Annotated in this window: 24 protein-coding genes and 1 pseudogene; 24 read left to right on the top strand and 1 reads right to left on the bottom strand. The window is 37.2% G+C overall.

Translation table 11 applies throughout. The features are described from left to right. Nucleotides 1–18 precede the first annotated feature (18 nt). From AAA943_RS02050 to AAA943_RS01950, 21 genes and pseudogenes are all read left to right on the top strand, one after another. Entirely contained in the window at nt 19–1011 is a 993-nt protein-coding gene (locus AAA943_RS02050; protein ID WP_338222577.1) for a GDP-L-fucose synthase family protein, read from the top strand. Nucleotides 1012–1139: 128 nt separating this feature from the next. Beyond that, nucleotides 1140–1478: pseudogene (locus AAA943_RS02045) on the top strand (four helix bundle protein); the annotation flags it as partial. Nucleotides 1479–1534: 56 nt separating this feature from the next. Next, nucleotides 1535–2728: a GDP-mannose 4,6-dehydratase gene (gene gmd / locus AAA943_RS02040; RefSeq protein ID WP_338222576.1), complete on the top strand. Its 1194-nt coding sequence runs from the start codon at nt 1535–1537 to the stop codon at nt 2726–2728. 164 nt (nt 2729–2892) lie between these two features. Beyond that, nucleotides 2893–4203 carry a nucleotide sugar dehydrogenase gene (locus AAA943_RS02035; RefSeq protein ID WP_338222575.1) on the top strand — a complete coding sequence of 437 codons (1311 nt, stop codon included), beginning with the start codon at nt 2893–2895 and terminating at the stop codon, nt 4201–4203. Nucleotides 4204–4339: 136 nt separating this feature from the next. After that, on the top strand, nt 4340–5488 hold the full coding sequence (locus AAA943_RS02030) for a DegT/DnrJ/EryC1/StrS family aminotransferase (protein WP_338222574.1): 1149 nt from the start codon (nt 4340–4342) through the stop codon (nt 5486–5488). Next, complete coding sequence (locus AAA943_RS02025) at nt 5485–6060, top strand: acyltransferase (protein WP_338222573.1); 576 nt, start codon at nt 5485–5487, stop codon at nt 6058–6060. Before AAA943_RS02030 ends, AAA943_RS02025 begins: the two co-directional genes overlap by 4 nt. A 4-nt stretch (nt 6061–6064) precedes the next feature. Further along, the gene (locus AAA943_RS02020) at nt 6065–7033 is read left to right on the top strand and encodes a Gfo/Idh/MocA family protein (protein ID WP_338222572.1); all 969 of its coding nucleotides are present in this window, start codon (nt 6065–6067) and stop codon (nt 7031–7033) included. A gap of 2 nt (nt 7034–7035) precedes the next feature. Then, a complete protein-coding gene (locus AAA943_RS02015; protein ID WP_338222571.1) occupies nt 7036–8238 on the top strand; it encodes a UDP-N-acetylglucosamine 4,6-dehydratase in 1203 nt (400 codons plus the stop codon). Between the two features lie 2 nt (nt 8239–8240). Further along, a complete protein-coding gene (locus tag AAA943_RS02010; protein ID WP_338222570.1) occupies nt 8241–9383 on the top strand; it encodes a LegC family aminotransferase in 1143 nt (380 codons plus the stop codon). Continuing rightward, on the top strand, nt 9370–9996 hold the full coding sequence (locus AAA943_RS02005; protein ID WP_338222569.1) for an acetyltransferase: 627 nt from the start codon (nt 9370–9372) through the stop codon (nt 9994–9996). The genes AAA943_RS02010 and AAA943_RS02005 overlap by 14 nt, the downstream gene beginning before the upstream one ends. Continuing rightward, entirely contained in the window at nt 9993–11021 is a 1029-nt protein-coding gene (gene neuB / locus AAA943_RS02000) for an N-acetylneuraminate synthase (protein ID WP_338222568.1), read from the top strand. The genes AAA943_RS02005 and neuB overlap by 4 nt, the downstream gene beginning before the upstream one ends. Further along, on the top strand, nt 11018–12142 hold the full coding sequence (gene neuC / locus AAA943_RS01995; RefSeq protein WP_338222567.1) for a UDP-N-acetylglucosamine 2-epimerase: 1125 nt from the start codon (nt 11018–11020) through the stop codon (nt 12140–12142). The genes neuB and neuC overlap by 4 nt, the downstream gene beginning before the upstream one ends. Then, the gene (locus tag AAA943_RS01990; protein ID WP_338222566.1) at nt 12126–13172 is read left to right on the top strand and encodes a nucleotidyltransferase family protein; all 1047 of its coding nucleotides are present in this window, start codon (nt 12126–12128) and stop codon (nt 13170–13172) included. Before neuC ends, AAA943_RS01990 begins: the two co-directional genes overlap by 17 nt. Beyond that, nucleotides 13169–13855 (top strand): acylneuraminate cytidylyltransferase family protein, encoded by a 687-nt coding sequence (locus AAA943_RS01985; RefSeq protein ID WP_338222565.1) that lies wholly within the window; start codon nt 13169–13171, stop codon nt 13853–13855. Before AAA943_RS01990 ends, AAA943_RS01985 begins: the two co-directional genes overlap by 4 nt. Then, entirely contained in the window at nt 13852–15114 is a 1263-nt protein-coding gene (locus AAA943_RS01980) for an oligosaccharide flippase family protein (protein WP_338222564.1), read from the top strand. Before AAA943_RS01985 ends, AAA943_RS01980 begins: the two co-directional genes overlap by 4 nt. Beyond that, complete coding sequence (locus AAA943_RS01975) at nt 15101–15607, top strand: acyltransferase (RefSeq protein WP_338222563.1); 507 nt, start codon at nt 15101–15103, stop codon at nt 15605–15607. Before AAA943_RS01980 ends, AAA943_RS01975 begins: the two co-directional genes overlap by 14 nt. After that, a complete protein-coding gene (locus AAA943_RS01970; protein WP_338222562.1) occupies nt 15588–16847 on the top strand; it encodes a hypothetical protein in 1260 nt (419 codons plus the stop codon). The genes AAA943_RS01975 and AAA943_RS01970 overlap by 20 nt, the downstream gene beginning before the upstream one ends. A 134-nt stretch (nt 16848–16981) precedes the next feature. After that, nucleotides 16982–18127, top strand: coding sequence for a hypothetical protein (locus tag AAA943_RS01965; protein ID WP_338222561.1), 1146 nt, complete (start codon nt 16982–16984; stop codon nt 18125–18127). Nucleotides 18128–18134: 7 nt separating this feature from the next. After that, nucleotides 18135–18980 carry a glycosyltransferase family 2 protein gene (locus AAA943_RS01960; protein WP_338222560.1) on the top strand — a complete coding sequence of 282 codons (846 nt, stop codon included), beginning with the start codon at nt 18135–18137 and terminating at the stop codon, nt 18978–18980. Next, on the top strand, nt 18977–20038 hold the full coding sequence (locus AAA943_RS01955; RefSeq protein WP_338222559.1) for a DUF354 domain-containing protein: 1062 nt from the start codon (nt 18977–18979) through the stop codon (nt 20036–20038). The genes AAA943_RS01960 and AAA943_RS01955 overlap by 4 nt, the downstream gene beginning before the upstream one ends. Nucleotides 20039–20061: 23 nt before the next feature. Next, entirely contained in the window at nt 20062–21126 is a 1065-nt protein-coding gene (locus AAA943_RS01950; protein WP_338222558.1) for a sugar transferase, read from the top strand. A gap of 55 nt (nt 21127–21181) precedes the next feature. On the opposite strand, the gene AAA943_RS01945 is transcribed toward AAA943_RS01950, so the two are convergent. Further along, nucleotides 21182–22849 (bottom strand): capsule assembly Wzi family protein, encoded by a 1668-nt coding sequence (locus AAA943_RS01945; protein WP_338222557.1) that lies wholly within the window; start codon nt 22847–22849, stop codon nt 21182–21184. Nucleotides 22850–23012: 163 nt separating this feature from the next. On the opposite strand from AAA943_RS01945, the gene AAA943_RS01940 reads away from it, so the two are divergent. The 3 genes from AAA943_RS01940 (at nt 23013) to AAA943_RS01930 (ending at nt 25969) form a co-directional block, all read left to right on the top strand. Further along, on the top strand, nt 23013–24098 hold the full coding sequence (locus tag AAA943_RS01940; protein WP_338222556.1) for an MraY family glycosyltransferase: 1086 nt from the start codon (nt 23013–23015) through the stop codon (nt 24096–24098). A gap of 124 nt (nt 24099–24222) precedes the next feature. Beyond that, nucleotides 24223–25359, top strand: a complete 1137-nt coding sequence (locus AAA943_RS01935; protein WP_338222555.1) for a DegT/DnrJ/EryC1/StrS family aminotransferase — start codon at nt 24223–24225, stop codon at nt 25357–25359. Beyond that, nucleotides 25331–25969: a sugar transferase gene (locus AAA943_RS01930; protein WP_338222554.1), complete on the top strand. Its 639-nt coding sequence runs from the start codon at nt 25331–25333 to the stop codon at nt 25967–25969. The genes AAA943_RS01935 and AAA943_RS01930 overlap by 29 nt, the downstream gene beginning before the upstream one ends. Nucleotides 25970–26020: the final 51 nt, after the last annotated feature.

Genomic DNA, 26020 nt, shown 5'->3' with positions numbered 1-26020 from the left:
ACCTTATCCCTTTACGACTTGAATCTTAATCCCAACACCCCCATCTACATCGCAGGCCATAAGGGCATGGTAGGTTCGGCCATCTGGAGAGCATTGGAAGCAAAAGGCTATATCCATTTGATTGGCAGAACTTCCAAAGAACTGGACTTAAGAAATCAGCAGGCTGTTCAAGATTTCTTTTCTAAAGAAAAACCTGAAGTAGTCATCGATGCAGCGGCCCGGGTAGGGGGAATAATGGCAAATAATACTTATCCCTACCAATTCCTGATGGAAAACATGCAGATTCAGAACAATCTGATTGATACGGCTTTCCACTCAGGGGTTGAAAAGTTTATCTTTCTGGGTTCCTCTTGCATTTATCCCAAAATGGCCCCACAGCCATTGAAAGAGGAGTATTTACTTACCGGTCCTTTGGAACCTACCAACGAATGGTACGCAGTGGCCAAAATCACGGGAGTGAAAGCCTGTGAGGCAATCCGCAAGCAGTTTGGCAGAGACTACATCTCCCTGATGCCCACCAATCTCTATGGCCCATTCGATAATTTTGATCTAAAAACCTCCCATGTGCTTCCTGCCATGATCCGGAAGTTTCACGATGCAAAACATTCAGACCTGTCTATGCTGAGCGGAGTCGAAGCAGGTAGTAAAAATTCGCCTGTTGAGCTATGGGGAAGTGGAACGCCGATGCGGGAATTTCTCTATGTTGAGGATTTGGCAGAGGCGGTGGTTTTTGCCTTGGAAAATGAATTTCAGGATAATCTATATAATGTGGGAACAGGGGAGGATTTAACGATCAAAGAACTGGCTCTGCTTATCCAGAGAATAGTTGGACATACCGGTGAAATTTTCTGGGATTCCACAAAACCTGACGGTACTCCGAGAAAATTGATGGATGTATCCAAAATGACCCAAGCAGGCTGGAAAGCGAAAACAAGTCTTGAGGATGGTATCCGCAAGACCTATCAGTGGTTTCTCGAGCATCAGGACTCCTTCAAGGAAGTGAAAATTTAATATAGTTGTTCGAAGTTCAGGGTTCAAAGTTCATTTGCCCTGAACTCTGAATCGATAACCTAAAAGCCCAACTGATTTTTGTGAAGATCGAATGCTTTGAGGACTTAGAAATCTGAAAAGAAGCTCGAGAGTTAAGCAAGTTTGTTCGATCCTTGACTCAAAAGATAGAATTTTCAAAAGACTTCAAATTTGTTGGTCAAATTAACTCTTCTTTAGGATCTATTATGGATAATATAGCCGAAGGATTTGATAGAGATGGAAATAAAGAATTTATCCAATTCCTTTCTATTGCTAGAGGTTCAAATGCCGAAACAAGATCGCAAGCTTATCGGGCATTTGACTTTTCTTATATAAACCAAACAGAATTAGAGGAGGTTTTGACCCGTACAGAAAGACTAGGAACAAAAATTAAGTCTTTAATGATATATCTCAAAAATTCAGAACGAAAGGGAAATAAATTTTCCTGAACCCTACTTTGAACCACGAACTTCGAACATCGAACTTCGAACTCTGAAACTAACAAATGAATAAATCTTTATCACCAAAAGTTGCCCTTATTACAGGAATCACCGGACAGGATGGTTCGTATTTGGCCGAGCTTCTGCTAGAAAAAGGCTACCAAGTTCACGGCATTAAGCGCCGCGCCTCTTCCTTCAATACCCAAAGAATAGATCACCTGTATCAAGACTTACATGAAGGCGAAGTGAATTTTTTTCTTCATTACGGTGACCTCACCGATTCTACCAATATCATCCGAATCATTCAGGAAGTACAGCCTGATGAGATTTATAATCTCGGGGCTATGTCCCATGTAAAAGTATCTTTTGACTCTCCGGAGTATGTGGCCAATGTGGATGCGATAGGGGCCCTGAGAATCTTAGAGGCAGTCCGAATTCTCAAGCTCGAAAAAAAGACCCGTATCTATCAAGCTTCTACTTCCGAACTTTACGGAGGGATGCCGGAAAATAAAAATGAAAAGGGCTTTTACGATGAAAACACTCCTTTTTATCCTCGTTCTCCCTATGGAGTAGCCAAAATCTACGGTTTCTGGATTACCAAAAACTACAGGGAAGCCTATGGGATGTTTGCTTGCAATGGAATTCTCTTCAACCATGAATCCCCAAGAAGAGGGGAAACTTTCGTGACCCGAAAGATTACCATGGCGGCAGCAGCCATTGCCTTGGGCAAGCAGGATTGCCTGTATTTGGGCAACTTGGATGCGCTTCGGGATTGGGGACATGCCAAGGATTATGTAAAAGCCATGTGGCTGATTTTGCAGCAGGAAAAACCCGAGGATTTTGTCATTGCCACCGGCAAAACCACCAAAGTCCGTGACTTCGTCCGTATGGCCTTCGCCCACGTCGGCTTCCATATTCGATGGGAAGGAGAAGGAGTCGAAGAGGTTGGTGTACTCGAATCAATTGATAAAGACTTGTATAAAAAAGCAACAGGATTAGAATTAGCCGTTTCCACCACGGCGGACAGGCAGGGTTCAGAGTTCAAGGTTCAGGGTTCCAACGTTGAACATAGAACTTTGAACCTCGAACAAGAACTTGTTCGCGTAGATCCAAGGTACTTTAGACCGACTGAGGTTGACCTTCTTCTCGGTGACCCAACCAAAGCCAAAACCCAATTAGGCTGGGAACCGGAATACGATCTGGAAGGATTGGTAGAAGATATGATGAATGGAGACCTGTTGGAGTTAGTTAAGGGTTAATAGTTAATGGTTAATGATAGTCCAATTAACCCTTAACATTTAACTGTCAATTCCCCAATTCCTCAGTTCGACGATTATCCAGTTCATCAGTCCCCAATTAAACTACAAGAAAACTCCATGTTCCTCCGTGTCTCATCGGTGGTTCTCCGTGTAACTATTTAATTATGCTAAAACCTTTTAACGAAAGTAAGATTGCCATTATCGGCCTGGGCTATGTAGGATTACCTCTTGCTGTAGCGTTTGCCGAAAAATTCAAAACTGTAGGGTATGATATCGATCCCAAGCGGGTGGATGAACTACAAAAGGGACATGACCGGACTTTGGAAGTAGAAGATGACTTGCTCCAATCGGTGTTGGTCAAGACCTCCATGGAATTGGATGAAAAAAAGAAGGGTTTATTAATTACCGATGCGGTCCTTCCCATTTCTTCTGCCAATATCTATATCGTTACCGTTCCTACCCCTACTGATAAGCACAATAGACCGATTCTTACTCCCATGCTTAAGGCTTCTGAAGCAATAGGCAAAGTCCTGAAAAAAGGAGATGTGGTGATATATGAATCCACGGTTTACCCTGGAGTAACTGAAGAGGAATGTGTTCCGGTATTGGAAAGAATATCTGGTTTGAAGTTTAATGATGATTTCTTTGCAGGCTACTCTCCAGAACGAATCAATCCCGGAGATAAGGAACATACCGTTACCAAAATCCTGAAAGTGACCTCAGGGAGTACCCCGGAAGTGGCTGAATATGTAGACCAATTATACAAAGCTGTGATTACAGCCGGTACACATAAAGCCTTATCCATTAAGGTTGCTGAGGCTGCCAAGGTGATCGAAAACTCCCAACGCGACATCAATATTGCCTTTGTCAATGAGCTAAGTAAGATATTCAATCTATTGGGTATCGATACGCAGGAAGTACTGGAGGCAGCAGGTACCAAGTGGAACTTCTTGCCTTTCCGTCCGGGATTAGTAGGGGGGCACTGCATCGGAGTAGACCCTTTCTATCTGGCCCAAAAGGCACAGGAAGTAGGTTATCACCCGGAGATTATCCTAGCTGGCCGGCGTCTTAACGATTCCATGGGCAAGCATGTAGCCACGGAGACCATCAAGCATATGATGCGTAAGGATCTCAAGGTAATTGATTCTAAGGTGCTGATCTTGGGTTTTACCTTCAAGGAAGACTGTCCGGATGTAAGAAATACCCGAGTGATTGATATCTATCGAGAATTAAAATCCTTCGATATGGAGGTGGATGTGTATGACCCTTGGGCAGACCCGGAAGAGGTTAGGCATGAATACGGGATAGAGATTATCAATGGGAAAACCAAGGAAAATCTGGATCAATATTCTGCAATTATTTTGGGTGTTGCCCACAAAGAGTTTAGATCCTGGCCTATTCAGAAATCAGCGAATCAGGTGGTTTTTGATGTGAAGAGTGTGTTGGAGAAGGATAAAGTGGATGCAAGACTTTGATTGAAGATACTGGGATAAAAAGATACAGATTCAAAAAATGAACTGTTCAGAGTTCGGCGTTCAAGGTTTAATGCCACAACCCCGAAAATTGAATTTCGAACCAAGAACTTAAAACAATTAACTCTTAACCTGTTTCATGCAAGACCTCACAATTCCTGAAAAGATCCAAATGGTCGATTTGAGATCGCAATATGAACGAATCAAACCTGAGATTGACGCTGCTATTCAGGATGTTATTGACCAAACTGCCTTTATAAATGGTCCTCAGGTCAAGAAATTTGCTGAGGAACTCAAAGACTACACAGGTTCCGGATTTGTAATTCCCTGTGCCAATGGTACAGACGCTCTTCAAATAGCTATGATGGCTTTGGATTTTGAACCCGGAGATGAAGTAATTGTTCCTGCCTTTACTTATGTAGCAACGGTTGAAGTTATAGCTTTGCTGGGACTAAAACCTGTCTTTATTGATGTCATTTCGGAGACTTTCGAGTTAGATGTCAATCAATTGGAGTCAAAAATTACAGATAAAACAGTAGGTATAGTTACTGTTCATCTGTACGGGCAATGTTCCAATATGGAGGAAATCCTTAAAATTGCCCAGTTGTATAGACTTAAGGTTATCGAAGATACTGCCCAAGCAATTGGTGCTGTTTATACCTTTTCAGATGGAAGAAAGGCCCAGGCAGGAACTATGGGGGATATTGGAACTACTTCCTTTTTCCCTTCCAAAAATTTGGGATGTTATGGTGATGGTGGTGCCATGTTCACAAATGATCCTGTTTTGGCAGAGAAATTACAAATGATCGCCAATCATGGTCAAAAAAAGAAGTATTTCCACGATTCAATCGGAGTAAATTCTCGCTTGGATACTCTACAGGCTGCTATCCTAAGTGTAAAGTTAAAACACTTAGATCGCTATTCTAAATCTAGAAATGAAGTTGCGGATCGATACGATGAGGCATTTTCTGATCTTTCGAAAGTTCAAACTCCTAAGCGTGTTCCCAATTCCACTCACGTTTTTCATCAATACACTATTAGACTTGAAGATTATGTGGATAGAGAGCAGTTCAAAAAATACTTGGCGGATCGAGGTATTCCAACAATGGTTTACTACCCATTACCCTTGCACTTGCAAAAGGCATATTTGGAATATGGGGGGGAAGAAGGACAATTTCCGGTCTCAGAGGCTCTTTGCAAGCAGGTAATTTCTCTTCCTATCCATACCGAAATGAAGGAAAAGGAACAGCAATATATTATTCAACAAATCCTAAGTTATTTTCAATGAGCAATTTTTTCGCACATGAGACAGCCGTAATTGATGAAGGCTGTGAAATAGGATCTGGAACTAAAATCTGGCATTTTTCCCACATCATGTCCAATTGTAAAATTGGAGAAAACTGCAATTTTGGCCAAAATGTGGTTGTTTCGCCTGGTGTAGTTTTAGGTAAGAATGTTAAAGTTCAGAACAATGTCTCTATCTACACAGGAGTGACCTGTGATGATGATGTGTTCTTGGGCCCATCCATGGTCTTTACCAATGTTATCAATCCCCGAAGTGCCATAAATAGGAAATCGGAGTACGCCAAAACCCACGTAGGTAGAGGCGCCAGCATTGGTGCAAATGCAACTATCGTCTGCGGACATAATATAGGGGAGTTTGCCTTTATCGGTGCAGGCGCAGTGGTGACCAAAGACATTCCAGCTTATGCGCTTGTGATAGGAAATCCCTCCAAACAAATCGGCTGGATGAGTAAGCATGGACAACGACTACATTTTGATGACCATGGTCATGCGACCTGTTCGGAAAGTGGAGAACAATACATTTTAAAAAACAACGAAGTAGTAAAACTAAGGTAGGACAATGAAGAATTTTGGATTAATTGGAGCCGCAGGCTATATTGCACCTCGCCATATGAAGGCGATTAAGGATACCGGTAATAATCTTTTAGCGGCTTACGATAAATTTGATTCTGTAGGAGTTATGGATAGCCATTTTCCAAATGCTGATTTTTTTACTGAATTCGAGCGGTTTGACCGGCATGTGGATAAGCTCAAGCGAACTGGACAAGGTTTGGATTATGTCAGTATTTGTTCACCAAACTATTTACATGATTCCCACATTCGATTCGGCCTTAGGGTAGGAGCAAATGTGATTTGCGAAAAACCCTTGGTACTCAACCCTTGGAATATTGATGCATTGGCAGAAGTTGAAAAAGAGCATGGAACTCGTGTATTCAATATTCTGCAATTAAGATTGCACCCATCTATTATTGCCTTAAAAAAGAGAATTGATCATGGACCAAAGAATAAGATTTACGATATTGATTTGGCCTACATCACTTCTCGAGGGCATTGGTACTATACCTCCTGGAAAGGAGATGAGAGTAAGTCAGGTGGAATTGCCACCAATATTGGAGTGCATTTTTACGACATGCTCACCTGGGTTTTTGGAGCTGTAAAACAGAATACCGTTCATATCCATACCCACGATCGTGCTGCAGGCTATTTTGAACTGGAAAAGGCCAGAGTTCGATGGTTTTTAAGTATCAATGCAGATACATTGCCTGATTACGTCAAAGCCAAGGGGGGGAGAACCTATCGTTCGCTTACCTTGGAGAATGAAGAGATTGAATTTAGCGATGGATTTACCGAATTGCATACCCATAGTTATCAGCATATTTTGGATGGCCATGGTTTTGGACTTTCTGAGGCGAAACCCAGCATAGAGATTGTTCATGACATTCGTCATCAAGAAGCCATTGGGCTTAAAGGAGACTATCATCCTCTTGCAGCAGGTGATTTGGCAAAGCATCCTTTTGATAAGAACTAAGAATGAATATTCTAAATCTTATTGGTAGAAACCAGTTGCTTTTTGGTCAGGATATTTCCTCTAATCAGCAAGCTATATCGGAACTTGTTTCAAACTCAAATTTTTTGGTGATAGGTGCCGCAGGATCAATTGGTCAGGCCGTGACCAAGGAGATTTTTAAAAGAAGTCCAAAAAAGCTTCATGCAGTAGATATTAGTGAAAATAACCTTGTGGAGTTAGTACGAGATATCCGAAGTTCTTTCGGGTATATTGACGGAGATTTTAGGACTTTTGCACTTGATATTGGATCACCGATCTATGACGCATTTTGGGAAGCTGATGGCGATTATGATTATGTACTCAATCTTTCAGCACTAAAACATGTAAGAAGCGAGAAAGATCCATTTACCCTTATGCGGCTGATTGAGGTCAATATTTTGAATACCCTCAAAACTATCCGTCAATCCAAAGAAAAAAGAGTAAAAAAATATTTCTGTGTATCCACGGACAAGGCAGCAAATCCTGTAAATATGATGGGAGCTTCCAAACGAATCATGGAACTTTTCTTGATGCACGAAAGCAAGGATATTTCTATTTCAACTGCTCGATTTGCAAATGTTGCTTTTTCTGATGGATCTTTACTTCATGGGTTCAATCAAAGAATTCAAAAAAAACAACCGATAGTTGCTCCTAATGATATCAAGAGATACTTTGTGACGCCACAGGAATCCGGAGAACTTTGCTTGATGTCCTGTCTTTTGGGTGAAAACAAAGATATTTTCTTTCCCAAACTCAGCGAGGAATTACATTTAATCACATTCGCGGAAATAGCCATTAACTATTTAAAGCAGTTAGGCTTCGAACCTTATGTCTGTTCTTCAGAAGAAGAGGCACGACAGTTCTTCAATACTAATAACCAATCACTAATCACTGATTACAAATACTGGCCTTGTTATTTTACCGAAAGTGATACCACAGGCGAAAAGGATTTTGAGGAATTCTATATGGATGGAGAAGTTTTGGATTTGAATAGATTTGAGAATTTAGGTATCGTAAAAAGTAGTTTGCCTTTTCAGAAAGATAAGCTGAATTGGTTCCTTTCTGAAATTACCACCTTGGTTGAGGAAAAGAACTGGGAAAAAGCTGATTTGGTGAATATTTTCCATGAATTATTACCTGCCTTTGACCACAAGGAAACGGGGAAATATTTGGATTCGAAAATGTAATCATGGCTTTTCAGGATACGATTCAGTTTATTCAGGATAAGTTCAAATCCAAGGATTTTATCCCTCTTCATGCTCCGGTATTTAGAGGAAATGAGCGGAAATATGTTATGGATACATTGGATTCCTCCTTTGTTTCCTCAGTGGGGGCCTACGTGGATTTGTCTGAGAAAATGATGGCTGATATCAGCCAGACAAAAAAAGCTGTTGCGGTGGTCAATGGAACGGCGGGATTACAAATAGCTCTTCAACTGGCAGGAGTGCAAAAAGGGGATGAAGTGCTTACCCAAGCGCTCACTTTTGTGGCCACTGCCAATGCTATTCATTATAACGGAGCAGAACCTGTATTTTTGGATGTGGATTATGATACCATGGGCCTGTCGCCAAAAGCAGTCTCGGATTTTTTGGAAGAGTTTGCGGAAAAAAGGGAGGCGGGTACTTACAATAAAAGAACAAATAAAAAGATCTCCGCCTGTGTGCCTATGCATACGTTTGGGTTTCCGGTCCATTTGGATAAAATGCTAGAAGTTTGTGAAAAATGGAACATCCCTGTGGTGGAAGATGCAGCAGAATCTCTGGGAAGCTACTATAAGGGAAAGCATACAGGTGGTTTCGGGCAACTTGGTGTTTTTTCCTTTAATGGAAATAAGTTAGTAACCTCTGGTGGAGGAGGAATGATCGTTTCAAATGATAACGATTTAGGAATAGTTGGCAAACATTTAACCACGACCGCTAAAGTTCCTCATCCTTATGAATTTTATCATGATCGGTTAGGCTATAATTTCAGGATGCCTAATTTGAATGCAGCACTAATTTGTGCTCAGCTAGAACAATTAAATAGCTTTTTGACCAATAAGAGACAGCTGGCTAATGATTATAAGGCGTTTTTTAAAACTCAAAGGATAATTTTCAGACAGGAACTTGAAAACACGAAGGCGAATTATTGGCTGATGTGTGTGGAACTTGATAGTCTAGAAGAACGGAATGTTTTTTTAGAAGCTACCAATGAAGCTAAAACGATGACTCGTCCCATATGGCAGCTGATGTATCGCTTACCCATGTATCAACATTGCTTTAAGGATGAACAGAAGAATGCCGAATATTTAGAAGAGAGGATAGTTAATATACCGAGCAGTGTCAGAGTCTAAATCTGTTTTTCTCTTTGGATACTCTGGTCACGCTTATGTGATTATAGAGTCACTTTTAGATGCTGGATATAGGATAAAAGGATATTTTGATTTTAATGAAACGAAACAAAATCCTTATGGCTTGGATTATTTTGGAAATGAAGATGAGGTAGATGTCAAAAAAATTGTGGGAGATAATCTCGTTTTTCCATCAGTAGGTGAAAATTCTATCAGAAAGAAATTGATCACTCTTTTTTACAAATATCAATTAACCCAATTTGTGATAGTAGATCCTAGTGCTAATGTCTCTAAAACATCCTTTATAAATTCATCAACTTACATAGGGAAAAATGTAGTGGTGAATGCACAATCTGAAATAGGGAAGGGTGTGATTTTAAATACAGGATGTATCATAGAACATGAATGTCAGATTTCAGATTACGTCCATATAGCCCCTGGAGCGATACTTTGTGGTAATGTTTCTGTTGGCGAAAATAGCTTTTTAGGTGCCAATTCTGTAGTCAGGCAGAATCTTACTATAAGTTCTGGGAATGTGATTGGAGCAGGAAGTGTGGTCATATCTGATGTTTTGGAAAAAGGAATTTGGGTTGGTAATAAACTGAGGAAATTATGAGTGCCAAATATGTGATGGTCATAGCCGAAGCAGGTGTCAATCACAATGGGGATATCAATAAGGCTTTAGAGTTAATTGATGTTGCAGCTGAAGCAGGTGCTGATTTTGTAAAGTTTCAGACATTTAAAGCGGAGAAAATAGTAAACCCCACTGCCCAGAAAGCTGCCTACCAAAAGAATAATATGAAAGATGATGAGGATAACCAATTCGGTATGCTCAAGAAGCTGGAAATGGGAGAGGATTGGTATCCGGTCTTGATTGAAAGGTGTCATCAGAAAGGAATAAACTTTCTATCTACAGGATTTGATACTGAGAGTGTTGATTTTTTGAATACATTGAAAATTCCGTTTTATAAGATTCCTTCGGGTGAAATCACCAATAAACCTTATCTGCAACATATTGCCAGAAAAGGGAAAGACATTATCCTCTCAACAGGAATGGCAAATTTGGATGAAGTAATTGCTGCCATAGAAGTAATTATCTATGAGGGAATAGAAAAGGATAGGATAACTGTGCTTCACTGCAATACGGAATATCCAACTCCTATGGAAGACGTGAATTTATTAGCCATGAAACACATTGGTAATGAACTTGGGGTTAAAGTGGGGTATTCAGACCATACGTTGGGAATAGAGGTGGCAGTAGCCGCGGTAGCCCTTGGAGCTTGTGTTATAGAAAAGCATTTTACTTTGGATAGAAACCTACCCGGTCCGGATCATGCAGCTTCCCTTGAGCCTTCTGAATTAATAGCTTTGGTTAAAGCGATTAGGAATATTGAAAAGGCAATATCTGGATCAGGGATTAAAGAGCCTAGTCAAAGCGAGCAGAAGAATATTGCGATCGCAAGAAAAAGTCTTCACTTGAAGCGTGATGTAAAGAAAGGTTACATCTTAAGTGAGGATGATTTTATTGCCCTTCGACCGGGAGATGGAATTTCACCCATGGATATTGAAAATGTTCTTGGGAAGGAACTACTATCAGATCTCTCAGTAGGAACAAAACTTTTATTCGAGCATTTAAAATGATCAGAGTAGGGGTGTTGACAAGTTCTAGGGCAGACTATGGAATCTATTTACCTTTGTTAAAGGCAATGGAGAAGGATGAGGATATTGATTTCAAGATTATTGTTTTTGGAACCCATTTGTCTAAGCTTCATGGTTATACCCTCAATCAAATTGAGTCCGATGGATTCAAAGCATTTCGGAAAATTGAGTCTCTATTGGTGGGTGATACACCTAATGCTCTTGCATCGGCTTATGCTATAACTGCCCTTAAATTCTCAGAATTTTGGGAAAACTACCATGGGGAATTTGATGTTGTTTTCGCTTTGGGAGATCGATTTGAAATGGCAGCTGCAGTTGCTGCCTCGATGCCTTATCAAGTGAAAATAGCTCATCTCCATGGAGGGGAAACTACTCTTGGGGCAATTGACAATATTTATAGGCACAGTATCTCGCTTTCCAGTAGCTTTCATTTTGTTTCGACTGAAGCTTTTAAAAAAAGGTTGATCCAATTATTGGACGACGATCAAGCTGAAATTTTTAATGTAGGCTCACTCAGTTTGGAGAATTTGGTTACCATACCTTTACTTACTATCGATGAGTTTTGGCAAAAATGGGGGATTGATCTTAACATTAACACCATCTTGGTAACGGTACATCCTGAAACGGTTGCTTTTAATCTTAATGATCACTATTGCAAGGAGGTTTGTTTGGCCTTAGAGCATTTGTCATCCAGCTTTCAAATTATAATTACTATGCCCAATCCAGATACTTCGGGTATGGTTTTTAGATTAGCTTTTGAACAGCTAGGTAAGCAGTACACAAATATCAAAGTGATTGAAAACTTCGGAACCCAATCATATTTCACCTGTATGAAGTATTCTAAATTGATGATTGGTAATACATCAAGTGGAATAGTAGAAGCAGCCACTTTTCGAAAGTTTGTTTTAAACTTGGGAGATAGGCAAAAGGGCAGATTAGCTGGAGAAAATGTAATCCATCTAGCTTTTGATTCTGATCAAATTGTTGAAAATGCAATGGCTTATTCCAAAAAGCAATTTGAAGGAGAAAATCTTTATTATAAGCATAATTCGTCTTCTACCATTCTAAGAACTCTAAAAGAAACGTATGCAAACTTTTCGTAGGCATATAACCGATATCAATACCCCTGTTAGGAAAGCCTTAAAGCAGCTTGACACATTAGCATCTGATGCTATTTTGTTTTTGATTGATGATGAAAATAAACTACTGGGTTCCTTAACAGATGGTGATTTGAGAAGAGGCTTCATCAAAGGACTGGGATTTGAAAATCATTTATCAGATTTTATCCAGCCCCACCCTAAATATATCGAACAAGGAAAGTATGACTTGTACGAGATTATTGAGTTAAGGAAAAAGCATTTTTCTGTTTTTCCTGTTGTAAATGCTCAGATGCAGATTATTAATGTAGTCAATTTTAAACATCAAAAGTCATATTTACCGGTCGATGCATTGATTATGGCTGGAGGAAGGGGAGAGAGATTAAAGCCATTGACTGATACGACTCCGAAGCCACTTCTGAAAATCGGAGATAAACCTATTATTGAGCATAATATTGATCGACTTGCGGCTTTTGGTGTGGATGATATCTGGCTATCCCTTAGATATCTAGGGCAACAGCTAGAAGAATATTTTGGAGATGGATCTAATAAGGGTATTCGTTTAAAATATGTTTGGGAGAAAGATCCTTTAGGAACAGCAGGAGCGTTGGGATTAGTAAATGATTTCGTTCATGATCATATTTTGATGATGAACTCTGATCTTTTAACAAATATAGATTTTGAAGATTTCTTTTTGTTTTTTCAAAAGGAAGAGGCTGACCTAGCAGTAGCCTGTATTCCTTATCAGGTTAATATTCCGTATGCTGTAATGGAAACAGAGAGTACCTTAGTTAAAGGATTAAAGGAAAAACCCACTTACACGCATTTTTCTAATGCAGGCATATATTTGATTAAAAAAGAGGTAATTGACTTTCTTCCTAAACAGAAACATTTCAATGCCACCGATTTGATGGAGTTATTAATTTCAGAAGGGAAAAAAGTGGTTGCATATCCTTTGATAGGCTATTGGCTGGATATTGGGAAGCATGAGGATTATCTGAAAGCTCAACACGATTTAAATCAGATTAAATTTTGAAGCCATTAGTTGTTATACCCGCTCGTGGTGGTTCAAAAGGTGTTCCTCGAAAGAATATTAAACTTTTAAATGGAAAACCTTTGATTCAGTATACCATTGATGCAGCAAGAGCTGTTTTTGATGATTCTGTTATTTGTGTATCCACAGATGATGAAGAGATCAAATCAGTTGTAGAATCGGTGGGGTTGAGCGTACCATTTATTAGACCAACAGCATTAGCTACTGATTCTGCTGGAACTTACGAGGTATTGTTACATGCTATTCAGTATTATGAAAACTCCGGTTACAATCCGGACACTTTAATCCTATTGCAAGCAACTTCACCTCTTAGAAATGCTCAACATATCAAGGAAGCAATGCAATTGTTTGATGATTCCTGTGAAATGGTCGTATCCGTAAAAGAAACAAAATCTAATCCTTACTTTGTTTTGAAAGAAGAAAATATATTAGGTTTTTTAGAAAATTCTAAGATAGGGAGTTTTAAAACTAGACAGGACTGTCCTAAAGTTTGGGAACTAAATGGAGCTATTTTTCTAATTGATGTTGAAATATTAAAAATTAAGAGAATTAGTGAATTCACTAAAGTAAAGAAATATGAAATGTCGCAAGAACATTCTATTGATATAGATGAGATGTTAGATTTTGAACTTGCAAGTTTAATATTGAATAAAAATAGACTATGATTAGCGCTTTTCAATCAAAGCTATTTAAAGAAACATCATTTTATACAAGTATAAATATTTTAGATAAAGTTATTCCATTTTTCTTAATGCCAATTTATACCCGGATCATTTCTAAAGAGGAGATCGGTTATTTTGTATTGTATCAAGCCCTTGTACAACTTTTTTTTCCAATTCTCACACTTTCGCTTCAAAATGCTGTTGTTTTAAATTTTTTTAATTTAAAGAGAAAGGAATTTTCAGAATATTTTACAAGTTCATTGTTCTTTTTTCTTATCGCATTTTTGATTATTTCATCACTTTTAATTTATTATTCAGATATATTCATTGCTCTTTCTGGTTTTGTGAAAATTGGTTTTTATTTCATTATTGTAATTATATTTCTCAAATACTTGACTGAATTGAGACAAGGTCTTTGGAGGAATCAGAAAAAGTTGAAGGAGTATGGTGTTTTTACAATCATTCAAACTATATTAAGAAGTTTATTTTCAATAGGGTTTGTTATTTACTTCAATTTGGGATGGGAAGGGATATTATTGGGATATTTCATTGGGTATCTACTTATGTCCATCTATTCATTACTTTCCTTTTTCAAAGATGGATATCTCAATTTCAATTCAGTGTTTTCAACGTCATATGTAAAAGACGCATTTAAAATATCATATCCCCTTTCACTACATAGTATTTCTGCGTGGAGCGGGACTACCATAAATAGGGTGATTATTAATAATGTAATGGGAGCTAAGTTTACGGCTGATTTTGGTGTGGCCTCTACTTATAATGTAATTTCAACTGTGCTATTTGATGCATTAAATAAGGCCTATGTCCCCAACTTATTTGAACGATTAAGTAGAGGATTTGATTTACCAAATCAACAGTTAAAAGGAATGATTCGTTTTTATAATTTTTCTATTATTGGAGTGACCTTGATCATTTCTTTTGCTGGATACTATTCTGTTGGTCTCCTTTTTGGAAAGGAATATTTGGACACAAGAATTTTTATATTTCCTTTAACCTTAGCTTCAGGATTTGTTGGTCTTTATAAGATTCATGTCAATTTCATTTTTTACTCAAAAAAAACACTTTATGTTACTTTAATTACTTTGATTACTGCAATTATAAATTTGCCTATCTCTTTATATCTTATTTTCAAATTTGGTTTATTAGGAGCTGCATATTCAATTTTATTAATTAATTTTTTGTATTTCATTTTGAGTTTATTAATTTCATTAAATTTGAGAAAAAAATATGGGTATTATTAGAGGACTTCTTAACAAAATAAAGACCAAATTTTGGACTCATTATGCTTTGAGAAAGGTCAAACAAAAGGGCGTTAATATTAAAGTAAATGGACCTACCTACTTTACAAACAAAACTGTTTTAGGTAATAATACTCATTTTAATGGATTCAAAGTTATTGGTTCTGGACTATGTAGGATTGGAGATAATTTTCATTCCGGATCTGGCTGTATAGTTATGACTCATTACCATAATTATGAAAGTGGATCTAAAATCCCATATGACAATTCTTATATTGTGAAAGATGTGGAAATTGGAGATAATGTTTGGTTTGGTCTAAATGTTATCGTTTTACCAGGGGTTAAAATTGGAGAGGGTTGCGTTGTTCAGGCAGGTAGTGTTGTAGTGAGTGATTTACCCCCTTTATCTATAGCTGGTGGACATCCTGCAAAAGTGTTTAAGTATAGAAATGAAGAAAGGTACTTTGATCTAAAAAATGAAAAAAAATTTTTCTGAATTGTCTTTTGAATTCCTGCTGGATTTAAATTACAATCTCAAACAAGAATTTAGGGTGTTGGAAAAATTCCCGAAAAGGAAGAAGTCTTTTATTTTATCTGGTATCGGTTTATTTTTTGCCGCATTGCTTAAGAGTTTATTCAATGGTCTTATAAGGTTTCCTGAATTTGATAAAGACGGTTTAATTGTGGCCAGTACTTCCAATAATTCGAAAGTTCTTTTTCCTATTTTTCAATCAAGAAATGATTGTAATTATCTTGGAAATGGATATCATTATCCAATCCCAAAATTTTGGGCGTATTATTTTGGTTTGCCGTATTTTTTTTATCTACTACGAATAATCCCTAATAAAGGTAATTATGAAAGAGAAGTTTATGTTTCCTTTTTTCATCTTTTTTGGCTTTCATACGGTTATTTGATCTTTTGGAGAAAAGCACTTGATAAATGGAAACCTAAATTTGTGATTGTATCTAATGATCACTTACTATTATACAGATCACTCCTTCATGTATGCAAAGAATTAGATATTCAAACAATATATGTTCAACATGCTGGTACTTCAATAAATTTCCCACCCCTTACCTTTACTTATGCGTTTTTGGATGGTCAGCAAACATATGATAATTATCTTTCTCATGGAGAAAAAAATACATCCAAAATATATTTGATTGGTTCTCCTAGGTTTGATAAACTTGTTAATATTAGGCAAAGTAGAAGGTACTCTAGTGTTAAGTGCATAGGTGTTAGTTTGAATTTATTAGATGATCTTGAGAAGGTTCAATATTTTCTTGAGCAGTTGGTTATTTTGAAACGGTTTCAAATTAAAGTTAGGTTTCATCCTGGTTTTAGTCAAATTAAATTGAAAAAATTTTACGATAAATTGACAAATATGGGGGTTCAAGTTAGTTTTCCTTATAAAGAGCCCTTAGATGTTTATTTCACAAAGATTGATTTTCATATTGCAGGTGTTAGTTTTATTCATTTTGAGGCGATATTATCTGGGATTAATTCAGTATTAGGTAGATTTCAAGATTTTAATGATGATCCGTATGCTTTTTCTAGTTCTGGTTTTATTACAGATTTCGATTTACAACAATTTATTAACGGTGAAATTCAATATTGTACTTCGGGACATCAGGAAGCTATATTAATGAATTATGTCTCAAATTATAATGAATTGCTGAAAGGTAAAAGTACATTAGCTTCCTATAATTCAATTATAAATAATATTAATTTTTGATCCCCTTTAGTATTTCAATTTTTGGTTTACTTTGGAGTCGTTTTGATGCGGTTCGATTACTTATTTATCTATTTCTTATTCAATTTTTTTTCCTTTGGCTTGTTTTAAAGTACTTCCCAAATTCATATAGTCTGATGGGGACTGCAAATACTGGTTTTATTTATCTATCAGCTTTGATTTTATTATTTAAGTATAAAAGAATTGTATTACGGTATTTTATTTTCTATTCAGTTTTTATTCTTAGTTTTGTTTTTCTCCTTTTTCTACAATCAAAATTTACGGGTGTGGATTTAAATGGCGGTTTAAGCTATTTTAGGAATTTTTTTCATTCCTTTTTAATTTTACCAATTATCTTGATCTGTGTTTATGAAAGTAATTTTAAATCCTTATTTAACTTCTTAGCCTTATTTTTTATCTTTATTTCAATTTTTTATTTTGTGCAAATTCTTTTTCCTAATATAAAAGATTTTTTCATAATCGAATCAATATATAGAGATGGAGAGTTTGTTACATTAGTTGCTAAACAAGTTGTTGAAGGTAATCCTGCAATAGGAACATTTATACGTCCAGCAAATTTAGGAAATGCTTTAGCTATTTTCTTGCCTTTTTGCTTTTTGTTGTATAAAAAAAATTTTCTGAATATTTCATATGTGTATTTTTGGATATTATATTCATTCGCCATAGTTGTTCTCTTGGGCACTGGAATTAGAACATCCTTTATTAGTTTTTCAGTTTTTCAGATTGGTGTCTTTTTGGTTTTTTATGACAAGAAGATTTTAGTACCTGTCCTTTTGTTATTTTTTGGATTGATTATTTTTTTCTTTTCCGATAGTATTGATGGTTATGATCGTTCTGATTTTTCTAACCCAATTCTTCGAGTATTTTATTTAGTTAATTATTTGGATAATTCTTCAACTCTTATTGAAAGTTCTACATTAAGTCGGTCATCTAATATTTTCTCATACTATAAGAATTTTTGGTTAGGAGCAGGAGTTTATTCAAGTGGTAAATATATTCAAGGTGTTTCTAGTATTACTGATCTTACACTGGCATTTATTTTTATTGAATTTGGTTTTATTGTTTTCATTTCTTCATTAGTTCTTTTTTCATTACCGATTTTACAATCATTTAGTAGAACTGGTTTTACATTGAATAATAAATTACTTTTTTTTGTTTTTCTATCAGTTTTTCTTCAGTCAATTACTGATCAAGGTTTTTTTACTAACTATTCAAGTTATCTTTACTTTGTTGTAGTTGGTTTTTTAATTTCTGAAAATTAGCGATAATATGAAATTCTGTGTGATTGTTCCAATTTATAATGAAGGAAAGTTTTTATTGACTTTCTTAAACTCTATTATTTCGCAAACCATTTTATTAGATAAGGTTATATGTGTAGATGACAATTCAACAGATAATTCGGCTGAAATTGTTAAAGAATTTTCCAAGCGTTTCTCCTTTATTCAATACTTATTTCACAAATCCGGCGACTACAAAGTTCAGGGAAAAAAAGTTATCAATGCATTTAATTTTGGTTTGAATACTATTGATTTGAATGAATTTGATACAATTACCAAGATGGATGCTGATTTAGAGTTGCCAGTAGATTATTTTGAAAAAATCTTTACTGCTTTTCAAATGGATAATAAAATTGGTGTTGCAGGTGGTAGAATTTTAGAGTTTAAAGATGGGGTCTGGTCTTCTACTGTTCAAGCAGATTATCATATCAGAGGGGCATTAAAGACTTATCGTGTTTCTTGTTTTAAAGAGATAGGGGGGCTACAGCCTGTATTAGGTTGGGATGGTTTAGATGAAATGAATGCCATGTACTTAGGGTGGAAAACCAGAATTATTGATTCTGATGTTAAACATTTCCGTCCAGCTTCCTCTGATTATAATAAATTTGATATGGCTTTTAAAATTGGGTATGCGAATTATGCTAATGGCTCCAATATTTCTTTAACTTTAATCCGTTTTTTGACAAAATCTTTTCGATTTAAAAGCTTTAGTTATGGTTTTTATTTTTTGAAAGGGTATTTTACATCCTACTATAGCAAATCTCCAAAAAATGTGGATAATGGTCTCGCTAAATTTATCAATAATTTTCACCTTAAACGCATTTTCAAGTTAAAATGAATTTTTTCATTGATATCAATCATCCTGCCCATGTTCATTATTTTAAAAATCTTATTTTTAAATTAAAGGAAGAAGGTCATTCTGTTTTTGTTAGTAATCGTAAGTCACAATTGATAGATTACTTGTTAGACGTCTATCAGATTGATCATTTTACTAGAACCTCTAGGCCTACTAAAAAATCCAGATTTGCATCACTTCTTTATCTTTTAAAAATGATAAGTGATGTTGGAAAGCTTTCATTTGGAAAGAAAATTGACATTTACCTTGGTTTTGCTTCTCCGGCTTGTGCTTTTTGGGGATGGGTGAGAAGGAAGCCAAGTATAATTTTAGATGATACTGAGCATAATCATTTGAATCACCGGATTTATTCTTCTTTTTGTACCGCTATTCTTACTCCTTTCTATTTTAAGAAAAATCTCGGACCTAAACAGATCTATTTTAAAGCTTACATTGAACAATTGTATCTTCATTCAAATTTTTTTAAGGTAGAGCACAATGAGGAGTTTGAACCCTATGCGCTTTGTAGATTTATTGCCTATGATGCAGCACATGATCGGAATGTACAAGGTCAGCTTTCAAGTGAACAGAAATTTTGCATTGTCGATTTGCTTTCGAAATATATAAAGGTGTTTGTATCTGAAGAATCTTATGAAAATAGAGATCCCAGATTCGATAAATTCCGACTTACTATTAATCCAGAAGATATTCATCAAGTAATTGCCAAGTCTTCACTTTTCATTTCAGAAGGCGCTACAATGGCTTCAGAAGCAGGTATATTGGGTACTAATTTTATTTATTGCAACCCTTTGCAAGTTGGTTATATACTTGAATTGGCTGATAATTTTCCAAATGCTAAAATTGGAACTTTTGATCAGATAGTAAATGTAATAGAAAATTTGGATTTTACATCAATGAATTTCTTTGTTCGTGAAACAATTGAGAATGAGACAATTAACCCCACAAAGTTTCTCCATTGGTATCTCACCACATATCCTGAAAGCCAAAAAATTATAAAAGAAAATCCTGACTATCAGTTCAATTTGCCGGATAATTTCTAATTTTAAAAAAAAATTTTTAAATCATGATTCATTTTTCCCTTGAAGAAGATCGGCAGAATGCTCTGATCTATGACAAGTTGGGTGTCGAACTTTCTGGATTTTGCGAAAAGTATGTCGACTTGTCTAGCTCTTCATTGCAAGTTCTTTCCACCAGTAATGTATTCAATTTGGAAATGCTTCCTTTGTCCGAGTATTCGGCAATTGTGAATCTGGCCAAGATGAATGATCCCAGGCGAATCAATGTCTTTTTGGAAATTTTGAATTCTAAACTTTATTCCAATGGGTATTTCATCGGGTGTGTAGAAACATATGCTAATCGAAGAAAGAAAATTTTTTCTAAGTTTATTCTACCTTTCAATTGGGTAATTTATTTGATGGATTCCATTATCCACAGATTTTTGCCAAAATTTGGACTAACCAAACGGTTTTATTTTTATTTAACTAAGGGTAAAGGAAGAATGGTGTCTCGGGCAGAAATGTTCGGTAGGCTCTATTCTTGTGGATTTGAAGTGATGGACCAAGTAAGTTTAAATAACAAACTTTATTTTGTAGCCAAAAAAATAGGTATTCCATCGTTTGATCATCAGGCTACCTATGGTCCTTTGATTAAGTTAAGGAGAGTTGGGAAAGATGGTAAAATATTTCGGGTCTATAAGCTAAGGACCATGTATCCTTATTCAGAATATTTGCAAGATTACGTTTTCAAGAACCACCAATTAGATGAAGGTGGTAAATTTAAAAATGATTTTAGAGTTTCTCCTTTAGGACGTTTCTTTAGAAAATTTTGGTTGGATGAAATTCCAATGATTTGGAATTTGCTTAAAGGGGACATGAAAATCATTGGTGTTAGGCCATTAAGCAACCAATACTTTAACCTTTACACAAAAGAGCTTCAAGAAAAAAGAATCAGGACTAAACCAGGTCTATTACCTCCTTTTTATGCGGATATGCCCAAAACATTGGAAGAGATAATGGCTTCAGAACTCAAATATCTTGAAGCCTATGAAAAATCTCCACTATCTACTGATTTGAAATATTTGTGGCTTATTCTCAAAAATATTCTTTTCAGAGGTGCTAGGAGCAAATAGTCAATAAATTATGATGTTTTAGTTTCAAAAATCCTGAGCAATCAGGATTTTTTGTTTAAAAGAAGTAGGCTAGTTTAATCTTTGAGGATGTTGAAAATTTGGATACTCCGTTTGCACCATCTAGTCTTTTAGTCATTGGATCTGAGTTTGGTATCCATAAATAATTGTTACTAGTTATCATTCTTATATCAGCAGAAACCATTAAGTTATTGTAAACTTTTTCTCCAAAGATTCCCAAGGATAAATCTACCCAAGGCTCAGCTCTTTGACCACCGTAAATTAAATTTGTGTAAAAGTTTTTTTCTCGTTCTATTCTTTCTAAAATAAAGCCCAAAGAATTAAATCCTTGGCTTTTCCTTATTTCTAAGGTAAGCTGATTTCCACTCTGGCCGATTGAACTGCCAAGAACTTCTCCTCGATGAGTTAATCCTTGATCGACTTGCCCATTGTAATATACTCCTATCCCATCACCTCCTGGCCTTACTATATTGTTAATTGGTGCTTGAGTATGGGTATATTCTGATCGAAAATACCAATAACCCCTGTCTGATTGCAAAATAGCTTTGCTAAATCCTATGAGGTAGGCTCTTGAATGTTCAGGATTCAAAATAAAATCTCTCCAATTTAAAGAATGGTCATTTCTAATATATTCAAAATAAAATTCTGTTTTAGCTTTTGGTATCACATACCTTGCAAATACTGAAAAGTGTTGATCTTCTCGAAGTAGTATATTTTCTATTACCCCTGTTCCCTGTTTCGGCAATGGATCTAGTAAAGGAAACCAAGCACGGAGATTGTTTTCCATATCCTCACGATAAATTTGAAAAGTTCTACTCACCCCAAAGAAAAATCCTTTTACCCATTTTGGGTTATAGGAAAATGATAGTCCTGTGAAATAGCGGTAGCTTTCTTCCTCTTTAATGGGTAATAAATTGATAGCAGTACTATCACTAAAATAAGGCCCACCATAGCCATCCAACCTTCCCATAAAATATTGCCCCTCAAAATTACCTAGGAATGTTTTTGCGGGCTTTGAAGTCCTGATTGTTCCATGAAAAAAACCGTTCGCATTGTCACTGATGTGTAGTTTATTAAACTGGCCTGGACCCCATGAAATATTTTCAGTAGAAATACCTGTCGCAAAAGAACCAAAATTAAAAAGCAAGTTAGAATTGCCAGGAAGAAAACGGAAAATCGGTTGATCTGCGAATCTAACAGGTTTTTCTGTACCTCTGACATCCCTCCTCAATATGCTGAAATATTGGGATGGAGCCTGCTCGGGATACTCTTCAAATGGAAGGTTTTGGGCATAGTGGATTTGGGGAGCAATTTGCATAGATAATTTCCCATACTTCAAAAAAAGTCCTCCGGATAAAAGGTTTTGAACACCTTTGGATGGTATAAGTGCTCCTGATCCACCTCTATAAGGAACTCCCGTATTGACCAATATTGTATTTTCAAGAGGTAAAAGGTCAATTTTGAATTTGGAGGAGGATTTAAATTTAATATTTTTTATTTTGCCTATTGAGTCTTCCTTTAACTCTAGAATTGAAAAAGGGAGAGGCAGATAGTTAAAACTCCAAGTTTCTAAGATATTGCCAAGAGCTTGCTCTCTTCTTACATAATCTTCAATTATTTCTAAACTAGTAGGTATATTTTGAGAAAAGGAATTAGTCGAAGAAACAAAATTTAAGACTACAAATAAGATTAGGATTGGCCTCATCAATGAATTAAGTGTATTATTTACGCAAAATCGACATTTTTTTAAATTTTCTTGGCAACTTTGAGCTAAGTTTTAAGAAATTATTTATTTCAAGTATATGCTTTTTGCTTTTGCAACCTCTTTTTCAATCGGGCTGCTCTTTTTCCCCCCTTTGATTAAGATTTTGAATTCATTGAATTTATCCGATGCCCCCGGAGGCCGGAAAATCCACAAGACCTTTACTCCCTCAATGGGTGGAATCGCATTTATGCTCTCCACCTTTATCGCCTTGGGCATTTGGGGGTGGCAGTATCCTCTTCCGGATATCCGATACCTGCTCGGTGCCATTGCTTTGATATTTTTTGTGGGTTTTCGGGACGATATGGTGGAGTTGAAAGCCAAGCACAAGATTTTGGGTCAGCTGGTGGCTGTGATTCTCGTGGTGGTCGTAGGGGATATCCGGATTCGGGATTTCCATGGATTTTTGGGAGTAGGTGAGCTTCATCTTTGGTTTAGCTATGGATTTACCGCCTTTGTTCTTTTGGCTTTGACCAATGCCTTTAATTTGATTGATGGCTTGGATGGCTTAGCCTCCACCGTCGGCCTGATTACTTTGGCACTGCTGGGTTCATGGTTTTATTTTCAGGGTTTGGATAGCTATGCCGTCTTGTGCTTTACTCTTTTTGGAGGCGTCTTGTCATTTTTGGTGTACAATTGGCATCCGGCCAAAATTTTCATGGGAGATACCGGTTCCCTGACCTTGGGTTTTGCCCTGGGAAGTTTGGTGGTTGCATTTATGGACTACAATGCTGCCCTGCCTGCTGGCGCACCTTTGAAATTTATGCCTTCCTTTACCATGGGTGTGGTTCTGTTGATTTATCCCCTTTACGATATGGCTAGGGTTTTCACCCGGAGAATCCGTAGGGGCAAGCATCCCATGATCGCAGACAAATCCCATATTCACCATTTTTTGATGAGAATGGGATTACGGCATGATCAAGTGGCTTTGATTTTGGGAGCAACCCAATTGGTGCTGATTGCAGCCGTTTTGGGAATGAGTGAATTATCTGACAATCTTGCCCTTCCGATTCTCTCCGGGGTCGTGCTTTTAATGGGATATAGGCTAGATAAGGTGACTCCCAAGTACATCAAAAAGAAGGTGCTTAAAAGTGCCCAAGAGCCTGAGAAGAAATTGGCGGAAAGAAGAAAGAGGCGAAAAATCAAGCTGGAAAAATCAGTCCTTGAACAGGATAAAATCAATCTCAATTGATTATTATTTTAAACTCATTTTTCTGTAGAATAAATACAGATAAATGTCTTTGAAATTTTAACCTTTGGAGGGGTTTTTGTTATGGTATTTTTATAACTTACCCCACATTCTGAACACCCACTGAATGGTATTTAAGATTCCACTTTCCTTTCCTGAGTTTTCTTTGATGGAAGGCCAATACCTGCAGCAAGCGCTTCAATCCGGTCAGCTCGCTACCAATGGTCCGTTTATCCATCAATTCGAAACCAAACTCTCCAAAAGGTTAAAAACCCATCAGGTGGTAGCCTTGAATTCAGGTACTTCGGCCCTGCATTTGGCCTTGGTCTTATTGGGAATCGGACCTGGAGATGAGGTCATTTGCCAATCCTTCACTTTTTGTGCTTCGGCCAACCCGATCGTCTACCTGGGTGCCAAACCCGTTTTCGTGGACAGCGAGTCGGAAACCTGGAATATTTCCCCTGAAATATTGGAAGATACCATCTTAAGTCGAATAGCTCTGGGTAAAAAGCCAAAGGCAATTGTCTGTGTCCATCTCTTTGGCCTACCGGCCAAAATGAAGGAGATTATGGATATCTCGGGCAAATACCAAATTCCTGTGATCGAAGATGCCGCTGAGGCTGTGGGTAGTACGCTCAATGGCCAGCTTTGTGGCACTTTCGGCACTCTGGGAATTTACTCTTTCAATGGAAACAAGATCATCACCAGTGGGGGAGGAGGAGCATTAATCGGACAGGATTCTTCCCTGATCGAAAAAGCAAGATATCTATCGACCCAAGCCCGGGAGGATTTGCCCTATTACCACCATCTGGACATTGGGTACAATTACAAAATGACCAATATGGCCGCTGCGGTGGGTTTGGCACAATTGGAACGCCTCGATGAGATTGTGATGCGGAGGAAGCATATCAATCAGCAATACAAGGAATTGATGGCGGATTTTCCGGGAATCAGCTTTCAGGAAAATTCAGGGGCCACTGATTCTAACTTCTGGTTAACCTCAATTTTGATTGATGAGGAAATTGCCGGATTTACCAATGACCGGTTGAGAGTCGTGCTGCTAAAAAACGGAATTGAAACCCGGTTTCTTTGGAAGCCTTTGCACTTGCAGCCGATTTATAGAGAAGTTCCGTTTTATGGCGGAAAAGTGGCCGAAAATCTCTTTCTCCGAGGACTTTGCCTACCAAGCTCTACGAGCTTATCCCGGGAGGACCAAGAGCATATTGTCAAATTGATTGAGAAAGAATATAAAAAAGTGGTGTAAAGTGATGTATCCCAACCATGGAAAAAGGGCTTTGGACCTGATTATTGCCTCCCTGATGCTTCTGCTCCTATCTCCTTTGTTTTTAATTCTTTTGGTGATCTTGAGTTTTCACCACAGGGGAACCCCCTTCTTCTACCAGGAGAGGCCGGGAATAAACTCCCGGATTTTTTACATTCTGAAGTTTAAGACCATGAGAGATGGCTTGGATGCGGAAGGGAATTCTTTGCCCGATGAAAAGCGGATTACCGAACTGGGAAAATTTGTGCGAAGAAGCTCTTTGGATGAGCTTCCCCAGTTGATCAATGTGATCAGAGGGGATATGAGTCTTGTCGGCCCCAGGCCCTTGCTCAAGGAATACCTCATTCTCTATTCTCAGGAGCAGTCCCGAAGGCATGCAGTCAGACCCGGAGTAACCGGTTGGGCTCAGATCAATGGAAGAAATGCCATTTCCTGGCAAAGAAAATTTGCTTACGACACTTGGTATGTGGATCATGTCTCTCTGACCTTAGACCTGAAGATCCTCTTCATCACGCTTTGGAATGTGATTAGGGGCAAGGGGGTGAGCCAACAAGGTCATGTAACGGTAGGAAGATTTACTGGAAACAATTGAAAATCAGGTAGTCAAATCAAAAGTCTTGCCTTGAGTTCACCAAATTTTATT

Origin of the sequence: Algoriphagus confluentis (assembly GCF_036245625.1) — a bacterium.
In the GTDB taxonomy this organism is placed as follows: Bacteria; Bacteroidota; Bacteroidia; order Cytophagales; family Cyclobacteriaceae; genus Algoriphagus; species Algoriphagus confluentis.
Note: the sequence above shows the minus strand (reverse complement) of the source record. Positions and strands in the feature narration are given on the sequence as shown.

What these genes read in the sequence shown, in the direction of transcription:
- gmd (WP_338222576.1), top strand. Translation starts at nt 1,535, where the DNA reads ATGAATAAATCTTTATCACCAAAAGTTGCCCTTATTACAGGAATCACC.
- AAA943_RS02035 (WP_338222575.1), top strand. Translation starts at nt 2,893, where the DNA reads ATGCTAAAACCTTTTAACGAAAGTAAGATTGCCATTATCGGCCTGGGC.
- AAA943_RS02030 (WP_338222574.1), top strand. Translation starts at nt 4,340, where the DNA reads ATGCAAGACCTCACAATTCCTGAAAAGATCCAAATGGTCGATTTGAGA.
- AAA943_RS02025 (WP_338222573.1), top strand. Translation starts at nt 5,485, where the DNA reads ATGAGCAATTTTTTCGCACATGAGACAGCCGTAATTGATGAAGGCTGT.
- AAA943_RS02020 (WP_338222572.1), top strand. Translation starts at nt 6,065, where the DNA reads ATGAAGAATTTTGGATTAATTGGAGCCGCAGGCTATATTGCACCTCGC.
- AAA943_RS02015 (WP_338222571.1), top strand. Translation starts at nt 7,036, where the DNA reads ATGAATATTCTAAATCTTATTGGTAGAAACCAGTTGCTTTTTGGTCAG.
- AAA943_RS02010 (WP_338222570.1), top strand. Translation starts at nt 8,241, where the DNA reads ATGGCTTTTCAGGATACGATTCAGTTTATTCAGGATAAGTTCAAATCC.
- neuB (WP_338222568.1), top strand. Translation starts at nt 9,993, where the DNA reads ATGAGTGCCAAATATGTGATGGTCATAGCCGAAGCAGGTGTCAATCAC.
- neuC (WP_338222567.1), top strand. Translation starts at nt 11,018, where the DNA reads ATGATCAGAGTAGGGGTGTTGACAAGTTCTAGGGCAGACTATGGAATC.
- AAA943_RS01990 (WP_338222566.1), top strand. Translation starts at nt 12,126, where the DNA reads ATGCAAACTTTTCGTAGGCATATAACCGATATCAATACCCCTGTTAGG.
- AAA943_RS01980 (WP_338222564.1), top strand. Translation starts at nt 13,852, where the DNA reads ATGATTAGCGCTTTTCAATCAAAGCTATTTAAAGAAACATCATTTTAT.
- AAA943_RS01975 (WP_338222563.1), top strand. Translation starts at nt 15,101, where the DNA reads ATGGGTATTATTAGAGGACTTCTTAACAAAATAAAGACCAAATTTTGG.
- AAA943_RS01970 (WP_338222562.1), top strand. Translation starts at nt 15,588, where the DNA reads ATGAAAAAAAATTTTTCTGAATTGTCTTTTGAATTCCTGCTGGATTTA.
- AAA943_RS01965 (WP_338222561.1), top strand. Translation starts at nt 16,982, where the DNA reads ATGGGGACTGCAAATACTGGTTTTATTTATCTATCAGCTTTGATTTTA.
- AAA943_RS01960 (WP_338222560.1), top strand. Translation starts at nt 18,135, where the DNA reads ATGAAATTCTGTGTGATTGTTCCAATTTATAATGAAGGAAAGTTTTTA.
- AAA943_RS01955 (WP_338222559.1), top strand. Translation starts at nt 18,977, where the DNA reads ATGAATTTTTTCATTGATATCAATCATCCTGCCCATGTTCATTATTTT.
- AAA943_RS01950 (WP_338222558.1), top strand. Translation starts at nt 20,062, where the DNA reads ATGATTCATTTTTCCCTTGAAGAAGATCGGCAGAATGCTCTGATCTAT.
- AAA943_RS01945 (WP_338222557.1), bottom strand. Translation starts at nt 22,849, where the DNA reads ATGAGGCCAATCCTAATCTTATTTGTAGTCTTAAATTTTGTTTCTTCG.
- AAA943_RS01935 (WP_338222555.1), top strand. Translation starts at nt 24,223, where the DNA reads ATGGTATTTAAGATTCCACTTTCCTTTCCTGAGTTTTCTTTGATGGAA.